Origin of the sequence: Bradyrhizobium sp. Cp5.3, assembly GCF_000426265.1 — a bacterium.
Classification (GTDB): domain Bacteria; phylum Pseudomonadota; class Alphaproteobacteria; order Rhizobiales; family Xanthobacteraceae; genus Bradyrhizobium; species Bradyrhizobium neotropicale.
In genome coordinates this window covers 1-9,833 of record NZ_AUFA01000086.1, presented here as the reverse complement: position 1 = coordinate 9,833, position 9,833 = coordinate 1, and the positions used below count along the sequence as shown (strand labels likewise).

Genomic DNA, 9,833 nt, shown 5'->3' with positions numbered 1-9,833 from the left:
GTCGCTTGTTGCGGGCGACGGATTGTCTGGGGCCGAGTGCGTGAGCCGATGGTCGTAGCAGGCCGCCTCGGTATCGACCTCCTGTCCGCGTGCTCGGATCCACGCTGCCAATCCCCGTCGACGAAGAATGGTGAGACCAGGGCAGGCCGTGAACTCGGCACGCAATGCGGCTGCGCGTAGCTTCTCGTAGCTGTCCGCTGCGTCCGCAGGCGCGACGATCAAGCTGAGTTGAGTCGTTTTTTTTTGCGCGCCAGCGCCCGCTCCAGGCTGCGTCGGTGCACCTTGACGCCGAACCGCGCCGAGATCGCATCTAGGCAGTGCGACGTCGTCAGTTCGGGTCTTGCAGCTTTGAGAGCGGCGACGAACGCAACGACCTCGGCGGAGACCTTGTGGCCGCCTTTGGGGCCTCGCCGGTTCGGCAACAGGCCGGCAAGCCCGGCGGTCTGCAGGGCGCTCTGCGCCTTGTAGAAGGTCGGACGCGTCACGCCGAATGCCTCGGCGGCCTCGCTGATCGCAACGCCGTCGACCTGGTGACGTCGCACCATCTCGTAGCGCACCTGCACCAGGTCCTTCGCATCGAAGAATGGGTTGCTGACGAACGAGGGGTCGCGGACGGCTTCCGGATTTGGATTGAGGACGCCGTCTTGCGCCAGCGCCTCGCTCTTCGGATCCCGCTTCTTCGCCCTGGCCATGCTCGGCCTCAATCTTACGTAAATATAAATACGCCTCTATATGTTGAGTGTCAATGGAGATGCCGACGCCATATAAAGATTTATCGCCGCTATCAGCGTAGTAATACGCCGCACCGCGCCGACGGTATGGCGTTATTATCTTTACATATGCGGCGTATTTAGATTTACGCATCGCTGGCGCCCATGCTCTCCGCGAGCCGGTCCAGCGCGTCACAAAGCGCCAACAGGTCAACCGCGCAAAAGGCTGCTCTACCCGCAGCGATCAGCCGGAACTCATCGGGTGGATCGATATCGGTCCATGCGCTCGCGATCGTACAAAGTCGACCGTTCTGACCCTCATAGACCACCCGGTCTTCGCCCCAATGACGGCGCCGACAGATCAGCTCGAACTTGCGACCGCAAAGCGGATGGAAGGGATGCGTGATCCGCACCTTTTGCGGGGTCGTACCCGCATGACCTGCAGTCGACAACTTTTGCCAAAGCTAAGGTCGAAGTTGCGGTGCAAGTCGCGCAGCGATGGATTCTGGCGCGGCTGCGCAATCAACGCTTCTTTTCGTTGGCGGAGCTGAACGCAGCCATCAAAATCCTCGTCGTCGAACTCAATGCAAGGCAGATGCGCGACTTTGGCGCCAGCCGCGCCGAACTGTTCGCCGAGCTCGACAAGCCCAAGCTCACAAAGCTGCCGGACCAGGCTTACGCTTTCGCGCGCTGGAAGCGATGCCGGGTCGGCCCCGACTATCATATCGAGATCGACGGACACTGGTATTCCACGCCGTATCGGCTCATCCGTGAGCTTGTCGATGCGCGCATCGACGATAGGACGGTCGAGATCTTCCACAGCGGCCGCAGGATCGCCAGCCACGCCCGCGCGCCCAACCGGCGGGGCCACACCACCGTCACCGACCACATGCCCAGCGCCCATCGCCGCTACGGCCAATGGACGCCCGCCAGAGTGATCGCCGCCGGCGAGCGGATCGGCCCGTCGACCGCCGCCTTCTTCCAGGCGGTGATCGCGGCCCGGCCACATCCCGAGCAAGGCTTTCGCACCTGCCTCGGCATTCTGTCACTGGTCAAAAGCTACAGCGCCGAGCGCGTCAACGCCGCCTGCCGGCGCGGCATTCTGATCAAGGCGCGATCCGTCACCTCGATCCGCTCCATCCTCCAGAACGGTCTGGATCGTACCTTTCTCGACGAGCCCTCCGAACATCAACCCCTGCGCCACGGCAACATCCGTGGCCGGGATTATTTCCACTGAAGCCAAGGAGACCTGTATGCTCAACCATCCCACCCACGAACGCCTGATCGAGCTCGGCTTGAGAGGTATGGCGAAGGCCTTCGAGGAGCAACGACGATCGCCTGATCTCGAAGCCTTGCCGTTCGAAGATCGCATCGGCCTAATGGTCGACCGGGAAGCCGCGGAACGCGACACCAGGCGGCTCACCACGCGCCTCAAGCTGGCCTCGCTCCGCCAGAATGCCTGCGTAGAGGACGTCGATTTGCGCACACCGCGGGGCATCGACCGGGCCGTCTTCGCCAAGCTCGTCAGCGGCGACTGGATCGATCGCCACGAGAATTTGCTGATAACCGGGGCGACCGGATTGGGCAAAAGTTGGTTAGCCTGTGCCCTCGGCCACAAAGCCTGCCGCGACAATCGCTCGGTTCTCTACCATCGCGTCCCAAGGTTGTTCGAAGCGTTGGGGCTCGCGCGGGGCGATGGACGTTATGCTCGCTTGCTCAAAACACTGGGCCGCGCCCAGGTCCTGATTCTCGACGATTGGGGATTGTCAGTGCTCACCGCGGCCGAGCGGCGCGATCTCCTGGAAATCCTTGACGATCGTCATGGCCGCGCCTCCACCATCGTAACCAGCCAACTCCCTGTGGACACATGGCACGAAGTTATTGCCGAGCCGATGACTTCATGATGCCTCCTTCTTCGAACGCTTGGTGCGTCGTACCTGGTTGCGAAGCTGACTGATTTGTTCGTTTGAGAGCTCGATCTGCCATGGCTGGCCTTTGGCTAACTGACGGCCTGCCAGCAATCCGCGCGCGAGATAATCAAACACTGTTTGCTGGGTTACTCCAAGTTCAGCGGCTGCGCCCTGAATCGAGAAGCTACCGTCGGGCCAGCGCATTGGATTCTTGTCGACGCCGTTGATTTTGACGGTGGGAATGCCCCAGCGGGTACGCAACACCCAGACGTTCTTGCCTTTAAAGGCGCAGCCTAGGGCCGCGACGAAGCCTTCCTGATTGAGTATCGCCGCGATCTCGGCATCCATTTTGTGTTCAGCATTCAGCTCGACGATCCGTCGCCGCAACCGATCAATGTCGATGTAATCGCGGTAGGTGTGAACGCGCCGTTGTACCTGATGCTCGCTGGTTGCGCCGGTCTGCCAGACGATCTTGAGCCATACCTGACCTCGGGTCCGCTTCTGATCAAGAACGACTTCGCGGATGACAAATCGCAGAATGCGCTTGCGATCGGCTGCCGACGTGGTGGCCGCGTTCCAAATCCGTGGCAGGTTCTCGCCGAGCGCTTGTAGCCTTGCGCGTTCCGCCGGGCCAATCAGAAGCGGCTCTTGCGCGCGCCAGCGCGCATGCTGCTGCTCGACCGTCTCGACGACACGCAGCTTCTCTTCCCAAACCCGCTCAAGCGAGCGCGCCACAAGACGGTTCTCGGGCTCTACGGCGTCATACTGACGCCGAGCGCGCTCGGCCTCGTAGCGGGCGCGCTCCACCCGAAGCGCCCACTGGCGCTCGAGCTGACGGCTCTCCTGCTCCAGTTGGCCCGCCGCCGCGAGCGCGATCTCAATCTGATCCGGCACCAGGGCATCGAGGACCACCCGCTCAACCAGCGCGTCAACCGCCAAGGCCCGGACTTCCTGGCACAGTGCACTGCCTTGCTGATCCCGATCCGAACGGCAGCAATAGACCGGATAATCGGCATTCGGGCCCGTGTAGCGCATGCTCATGCGCCGTCCGCAACGGCCGCAGATCGCAATTCCTTGTAACAGGGCTGCCCCCTTGCGCGGTACGCCTGAGTGTCCTGCCTCATAGCGGCAGACGTTATCTGCCAGTCGCCCCTGGTTGACCATGAACTCCTCCCAGCTGATATAGCCTGGGTGAGCGGCGTGGAGGCAAACCGCCCAATCCCCGATCGCCACCTTGACCGTTCCCGTCAGCGATCCCGGCCGGCATCGGCTCGGATCCTTTTGCCGGCGGCCATAAACATATGCCCCAGCATAGGCCGGATTTTGAAGGACACTAAGGACGCGTGCACTATCTGGCGCACGCCAGACGATCTCGTGTGGAGATGGTCAGCAGCGGTCGAGCCGGCAAGGACAATCCGTTCCTGTCCAAGTACCGCATCACACGGCGAGCGCTTTGGAGTTCCCGGAATTTGGCGAACACGAGATGAAGACGGGCCTGCACCTCCTCATCGGGATTGAGAATAATTGTGCCCGCTCGATCATAGGCGAGCCCGGCTGGCAGGGGCAGCCGCAGTTCGCCCCGCGCCGCCTTCTGGCGTTCCCCCTGGTGAAGCCGCATCCGAAGCTGATGCAACTCCGCCTCGCTCATGATGCCGGACAAGCCCAACAGCAACCGGTCGTGGTAGGCGCGTGGATCGTAAAGCCGCTCACCATCCGCAATGAGCACGCCGAATACCGAGCACAGTTCGAGAAGCTGATGCCAGTCCCGGTTATTGCGGGCCAAGCGCGAAGCGTCGAGACTCACCACAAGACCGGCGTTGCCAAGGCCGATCTCGGCGATGAGCTTCTGGAAACCACGACGATCTGCGCCGCCAGCACCTGACTTGCCGAGAACCTCGTCAATCACCTGGACGCGCTCCGGCGGCCAGCCCAGACCGATGGCGCGATCGACAAGGCGGTACTGCAGCGCGGTGCTCTCCTGATGCTGGCGCACCTGGTTCACGGATGACTGCCGCACGTAGACATAGGCCAGCTTGGCTCGGTGTGCGGTCGTGAGCCGCTCGTCAGCGATGTTCGAGCTGATCAGCACGACCCAGTCCCCTTCCGGGCGTGCCGGGGATCGCGTGCATTCGCCGCATCAGCGCGGCGATTGTTTGAGCAATCTGGGTTTGCGTCGTGGTCGACAGATTCGGCCAGAGGCGCGGAATGTCGGCTGTTGGACGGCCGGGTGGATTTGCCAACGTCGGCAGGGGTCGATACGCAACGCGACCTAGAAGAAGTGGTCGGTGGGTCATCGCGAATCACCTTCTCGTCGAGAAGTCTCAGACTCGCGCTCAAATGTTGCATCAATGGGATCAGCGTACGTGCACTGATGCGCGGCAGATCGGCCGCGTTCGGGCGGGAAGTGATCGTCGTCTCGGCAAGGTCCGTCGATGCGATCCGAACCGCCCGCCGCCCATCCGGCAGCGCGACAACGACGTAGGCGGGACCGCGCCCCGACCGCTCCTTCAGCACCTCAAGGCGGTGGCCGAACAGAAAATGATGCGGGTCCGTGATCGTGACGTGAGACACGATCCGTTCCAAAATAGGGGCACTATGCCGTGTTCGGTGATCCCACGCCCGCCGATGCGATTCTGGATCGCCTCGTCCACAACGCTCACCGCCTCGAGCTTGCGGGCGAAAGCATGCGAAAACGCAACGCCAAAACCATCACCCTTGACGAGCAGCCAGAACGCTGACCCTATCACCGCCTCGGCCGGAGCGGGCTGCTCACCATCGTCTGAATTCGGCGCTCATGATCGCGCGAAATTGCTGCCCACGATCAGCGAAATATGCACGCAAGCCATACAAAAAGCGCATGAGAATGCCATCGATGCTCGATCCGCACCTCGCCGACATCGAGCGCTGGCTGGCGGCCGAACCTCGTCTGACCGCGCTGGCTATCCTCGGTCGTCTCGCCGAACTCTCCCCAGAAGTTCGGGCCGCCACAGCATACCATCATGCAGCGCTTGTTGCGATCGCTCAGACGCAAAGCAGTCGAGACGATCATCCCGCACATGGCTGCGAGTGCGGCACCGGCTGGTGATCCCGGGACTGGGGCCGGCGCTGCGTGTGATGAGCACTCCGCGACGTCCCCAGCCCCTCCGATCCTGCGAGCAATGACGCAACCTCGGACCGGCCGACAGTCGGGGCTACATCCGTCAAGCGAAAGTAACATCCTCAGGTGAGGCAATACGGGGGGTCAATATTGCATACGAATGACACTTTTAACCTGGATTGAGTGCTTAGGCACGTCGCCGATCGGCCGCCTTCCTGGTCCACAACTCCAGCCGGACGCGGATTGCTCGTGCGGCGGGAGCACACTTTTTTGCAAGGTTCCGCCGGTTCGGTCGCCGCGCCAAGGCTGACCTCGCGAACGCAAGGGGCCTGCGTCCCCATTTGGGGCACCATCCTAGATTGAGAAGGTCGCTGCGCGCCTGAGCCATGGGTGGTCTGCGCGGACACATCGTCGATGCGCCACCTTGCTGGTCCAAGGTTGGACTCTGATTGCGTGCGCGACTCAAGCGACCTTGTTTGTGCGCTCTCCGCCTCTCGATCATCGCGCTGCAGCTCGCCATCAGAACGCGACGAGCCAGATTTGGGCAAGGAGCGGAGACGACGACGGCCCGCGCCGATGGCGCCCCGCAGCCCCGAAAAGTCGATGTGCGCCGAGGGAAGGACCAGCGGACCTGCTCGGTAAGACACAAGAGCTGCTTGGCCCGATGCGAGAGGAGGAAGCTCCTGAGTCTTGATACTCGGAACGCGTCCGCTCCAGGACAGAACCGAATGACGGTTCAACGTGAGACTCTTCGGCGCCTTCGCTGGCGCCAGCCGAAACGGGCGACTTACCGCTCGCGTCAATGCCCCTCATACTCATCTCAGATGTAAATGCAACAGTGCTGCCTGCCCCACCAATTAGCCTCTGCCGTAAAGCGGGAGACGATCGCAATTCGATGCTACTGTTCTAATCTGACTTAGCGCTGACCTCTTGAGCCTACGGAGATCTCGATCGTGGTGCTCTTCAAGATGAGATCCAGTCCGGCGCTGATCGCGGAGTTTATCCCTACCTCGACCTTGGCTTGCTGGCTTATTGCTTAATGGCAGGACGCGACGGATCGCGGAATGAAGCTGAATCATGAAGGGGTATCCTGGTAGCGAAGGGGCACAGCCCGCCCGAGCGGATTGGACGCGGTAATCGCCGGTGGCGGGATCGAGGCCGGCGACGAGAGCAAGTTCAGCGAGGCGGCGCCGCGGCCGCGCAGCACTGCAGCTCGCGAGTGTCCTCGATCAGCACAACACGATCGGTGGTGCCGGCGATCTCGACGAGCAGTGCATTGGTGAGGGTGGTCCTGCCGGTCGAGGTGCCGCCACAAGCGCTGAGGGCGAACCAACCGCATTGCTCTATTGCCGAACGTTTCACATTCTCAGCTAGCGGGGCTACACGATCGGGCGGTTCTACGGAAAGGACGGACAAGCTTCATCGGCGCACCCGGCGCGCAAAGCGCTGGAGCGAAATGATTCGGCCATTCTGACAGTTCAGGAGAGATTGTTATGCATCTCCCCCCGAAGCGGAGGGGCTGCGAACCAGACAACCTTCAGCTCTTCGTGCCGGAGCCCTTTAACGCATACCAGACCGCCTGATTGGCCTGATCGAACGCCTTGCGGGATTCCGCCAAGGCGGCGCTCAGCACCGCCCAGGACTCGCCGCCCACCTGCTTCAGCTTCTGTAGACGCGCGTCCGCCTTGGACGCATCGGCCTTCATCTGCTTAAGACTCGCCTCCTACTCGCCGGTGTGGGATGCCGCTATCCTGCCTGCCGCCTCATGGAACTTGTCAGCGGCCTCGCGCCAAGCCTTTGCCTGCGCACCGGCTATGTTCTTGAACGTGGCCTGCTGCTGATCGATCTGCCTGCCGGCGTTTTCGAAGTAGGTCTTCATCTGCGTCTCGAAACTATTCCATTGCTTTTCAAGATCCATCTTGGTCTGCGCCCAAGCGGCTTCGCCAGCTTGCGCCTGCGTCTTGAGCTCCGCCTGGAATTCGTCGCGGCATTTCCTCAGATCAGCGACAATCTGGTCGGCCTTGAGCTTGGACTCGGCCTTGGCATTGTCGGCTTTGATCTCGAACGAACCGAGTGCGGCATCCATCTCGCCGATCCGCCCCTTCGCCCAATTCAGATAGAAGTGCACGCTGGCATGATCGTCTCCGCTGACTAGCCGATATTGAATGATATCTGAGCTTTGACGTTGCCCGCGTTGACCTGCGTCAATTGCTTCGTCTTAAGCAACTGCGGGCGCATTGAGCCCGCGTATTGGCATGCGGAGCCGGGCGGCTTGAACGTGGTGGGCTCGAATACACGAACGCAGCCCACGGCACTGCTGGTCCGGCGGCGGGACCTGGCCGCAAACAAGGCCGATCCGCGGCGGCGTCGCCGCGCTTTCGACGCGCGGTCGATATGCGTACTCAGCCGGTATATCGGCCGGAACCGACCTCGGCTTCTATCCTTTCAGGCTTGCTGGCCGTGCCGTGGCCGATAACTCGGTGGTTACAGCGGAATACGATTGGCATCGCGATGCGCAAACGCCGATTTCTATCCGCCACAAACGTGACAGTGGGGTTGCGACCATGGATTACTCTAGGCGAAGCATGTTGGCTGCAAGGCGCCGTCATCGGCGGGCCTACGCATTATCCGCCGGTCGTGTCCTAACTCGCGCGAGAAATCGGCAAGCGGTGCGTTTCGGGGAAACACACCGCGTGCCACCGAAGCTCGTGCCGTTGCGCCGGTTGCGGCGCTAAGGCCTGAACTCGAAACTGCGCTGGAATCGCGGGCAGGATGTCAACCCCCGATACTCCAAAATGATCCGCTGCCGGGTTCATGGTTCTTTCCGCGGTCGTCTCTGTGCACGAGCGCCGCATGATGGCGTTCAAGAGGTGTGGCATCCCGATGTTAAGAGCGCGGTGCGCGTAACGCCCGCAGGGACGACTTCGAGATTGCCAGCACCGTCGTCCCGGCAGGGACGCATGCTCCGCCGAAGGCGGATCTGGGTTTATTTTAGGACTACTTCATGCGGTACGCATCTCTGCCTGGAATTCGGTGCCATCTGTCCAGATGGCATGGAGGATGACGGCCATTTTGCGCGCGACAGCAACCTTGGCCTTCTTGGTGCCGATGCGTTTGGCCAACTTGCTGCCCCAGCGCTTGAGCGAAGAACCTCGCCTGACAACAGTCAGCAGGACGTTCGCGGCCTCGAACAGATAAGTTCGCATCTGGTGGTTGCCGCGCTTGGAGATGCGGCCAGTGCGATCCATCTCACCAGATTGATAACGTCTTGGTGTCAAGCCGAGATAGGCGCCGACGTCGGCGGAGTGTCGGAAGCGAGTGGGGTCGTCGATGGTAACGACGAAAGACAGGGCAGTCAGTGGACCGATGCCGAGAACGGTCATCATTCGCCGAACGGTCTGGTCAGCTTTTGCCGCTGCCAGGAGTAATCGATCGAACTTCTCAATCTGCTCAGTCAAGCAGGCCTGGACAAGGAGTAGCGGTGCGAAAATATCTTGTAAATCCGGCGCTTCAGCGAGCACGGCGTCGACTTTGCGACCGAGGTTAGTCGAGCCGGCCTTGCCGAGCACTATTCCCAGCCCCTTGCACAGACCGCGCATTTGGTTGTCAATATCTCGCCGTAGATTCACCAGCCTGTTTCGAGCCGCCAGCATCGAACGGGTTTTCCAGTTCTCCGCCCCCTTAACGGCCGCTTCCCGGTACCAACCCATGCGGGCCATTTCGGCCAACCCCCTGGCATCGTTCTGATCCGACTTGTTGATGCGCATCGATAACGCTGCGTTGGCATGACGCGCGTCCAGGCAAATTACCGGAAAGCCTAGCGCTTTGAGTTGGTGCCAAAGCCAATTGGAAAGCGAGCCCGTTTCAAACACGATCCGTTCAGCGTTGCCGGCGTGCTGCCGCAAGAGTTTGGCGATGGCCTCAGGATTGGTCGACGCGCAACCTTCGAATGTCACGCCGCCGGTTTGGTTCAAAACGCAAATGCTGGTTTCTTCCATAGAGATGTCCAGACCAACGTACTGCTTCATGGCGCTGCTTCCTTTCGATAATCTGCGGAGACTGATCCTACTGACCCTCGTGTCCTCAGGAAGACGTCAGCCGCGATTACGCCATGTT

9 protein-coding genes and 5 pseudogenes are annotated in these 9,833 nt (G+C 61.2%); 4 read left to right on the top strand and 10 right to left on the bottom strand.

The window, feature by feature from the left end; genetic code table 11:
- Positions 1 to 218 precede the first annotated feature (218 nt).
- Together K289_RS0139500 and K289_RS0139495 are read right to left on the bottom strand one after the other, a co-directional pair.
- On the bottom strand, positions 219 to 692 hold the full coding sequence (locus K289_RS0139500; RefSeq protein WP_027556380.1) for a helix-turn-helix domain-containing protein: 474 nt from the start codon (positions 690 to 692) through the stop codon (positions 219 to 221).
- A 164-nt stretch (positions 693 to 856) separates the two neighbouring features.
- Entirely contained in the window at positions 857 to 1,123 is a 267-nt protein-coding gene (locus K289_RS0139495) for a DUF5372 family protein (RefSeq protein ID WP_027556379.1), read from the bottom strand.
- A 47-nt stretch (positions 1,124 to 1,170) separates the two neighbouring features.
- Between K289_RS0139495 and K289_RS47035 the strand changes: the two are divergent.
- Both K289_RS47035 and istB read left to right on the top strand, forming a co-directional pair.
- A pseudogene (locus tag K289_RS47035) lies at positions 1,171 to 1,947 on the top strand (IS21 family transposase); the annotation flags it as partial.
- A gap of 16 nt (positions 1,948 to 1,963) precedes the next feature.
- Positions 1,964 to 2,602 (top strand): annotated as a pseudogene (gene istB / locus K289_RS47030) (IS21-like element helper ATPase IstB); the annotation flags it as partial.
- A 6-nt stretch (positions 2,603 to 2,608) separates the two neighbouring features.
- On the opposite strand, the gene K289_RS53010 reads toward istB, so the two are convergent.
- The 4 genes and pseudogenes from K289_RS53010 to K289_RS51990 form a co-directional block, all read right to left on the bottom strand.
- On the bottom strand, positions 2,609 to 3,784 hold the full coding sequence (locus K289_RS53010) for a zinc ribbon domain-containing protein (protein WP_305728258.1): 1,176 nt from the start codon (positions 3,782 to 3,784) through the stop codon (positions 2,609 to 2,611).
- Positions 3,785 to 3,817: 33 nt separating this feature from the next.
- Positions 3,818 to 3,991 (bottom strand): annotated as a pseudogene (locus K289_RS53005) (hypothetical protein); the annotation flags it as partial.
- Positions 3,969 to 4,709 (bottom strand): recombinase family protein, encoded by a 741-nt coding sequence (locus K289_RS51995; RefSeq protein ID WP_084788936.1) that lies wholly within the window; start codon positions 4,707 to 4,709, stop codon positions 3,969 to 3,971. The pseudogene K289_RS53005 and the gene K289_RS51995, both read right to left, overlap by 23 nt.
- The gene (locus K289_RS51990; protein ID WP_198024879.1) at positions 4,703 to 5,191 is read right to left on the bottom strand and encodes a hypothetical protein; all 489 of its coding nucleotides are present in this window, start codon (positions 5,189 to 5,191) and stop codon (positions 4,703 to 4,705) included. Before K289_RS51990 ends, K289_RS51995 begins: the two co-directional genes overlap by 7 nt.
- Positions 5,192 to 5,214: 23 nt before the next feature.
- Between K289_RS51990 and K289_RS49830 the strand changes: the two are divergent.
- Positions 5,215 to 5,358 (top strand): annotated as a pseudogene (locus K289_RS49830) (ATP-binding protein); the annotation flags it as partial.
- A gap of 134 nt (positions 5,359 to 5,492) precedes the next feature.
- Positions 5,493 to 5,705: a hypothetical protein gene (locus K289_RS51225; protein WP_198024878.1), complete on the top strand. Its 213-nt coding sequence runs from the start codon at positions 5,493 to 5,495 to the stop codon at positions 5,703 to 5,705.
- Positions 5,706 to 6,914: 1,209 nt separating this feature from the next.
- On the opposite strand, the pseudogene K289_RS53290 reads toward K289_RS51225, so the two are convergent.
- The 4 genes and pseudogenes from K289_RS53290 to K289_RS0139455 all read right to left on the bottom strand — a co-directional run.
- Positions 6,915 to 7,028, bottom strand: a pseudogene (locus K289_RS53290) (ATPase, T2SS/T4P/T4SS family); the annotation flags it as partial.
- A gap of 226 nt (positions 7,029 to 7,254) precedes the next feature.
- Positions 7,255 to 7,422: a hypothetical protein gene (locus tag K289_RS53285; RefSeq protein ID WP_371260913.1), complete on the bottom strand. Its 168-nt coding sequence runs from the start codon at positions 7,420 to 7,422 to the stop codon at positions 7,255 to 7,257.
- Positions 7,423 to 7,440: 18 nt separating this feature from the next.
- Positions 7,441 to 7,845, bottom strand: coding sequence for a hypothetical protein (locus K289_RS53280; RefSeq protein ID WP_371260912.1), 405 nt, complete (start codon positions 7,843 to 7,845; stop codon positions 7,441 to 7,443).
- Positions 7,846 to 8,719: 874 nt separating this feature from the next.
- Positions 8,720 to 9,745, bottom strand: coding sequence for an IS110 family transposase (locus K289_RS0139455; RefSeq protein ID WP_027556376.1), 1,026 nt, complete (start codon positions 9,743 to 9,745; stop codon positions 8,720 to 8,722).
- Between the last annotated feature and the right edge of the window lie 88 nt (positions 9,746 to 9,833).

Bases quoted from the DNA above. Each gene is read 5' to 3' on its own strand.
- K289_RS0139500 (WP_027556380.1), bottom strand. From the start codon at position 692: ATGGCCAGGGCGAAGAAGCGGGATCCGAAGAGCGAGGCGCTGGCGCAA.
- K289_RS51225 (WP_198024878.1), top strand. From the start codon at position 5,493: ATGCTCGATCCGCACCTCGCCGACATCGAGCGCTGGCTGGCGGCCGAA.
- K289_RS53010 (WP_305728258.1), bottom strand. From the start codon at position 3,784: ATGGTCAACCAGGGGCGACTGGCAGATAACGTCTGCCGCTATGAGGCA.
- K289_RS53285 (WP_371260913.1), bottom strand. From the start codon at position 7,422: ATGAAGGCCGATGCGTCCAAGGCGGACGCGCGTCTACAGAAGCTGAAG.
- K289_RS0139455 (WP_027556376.1), bottom strand. From the start codon at position 9,745: ATGAAGCAGTACGTTGGTCTGGACATCTCTATGGAAGAAACCAGCATT.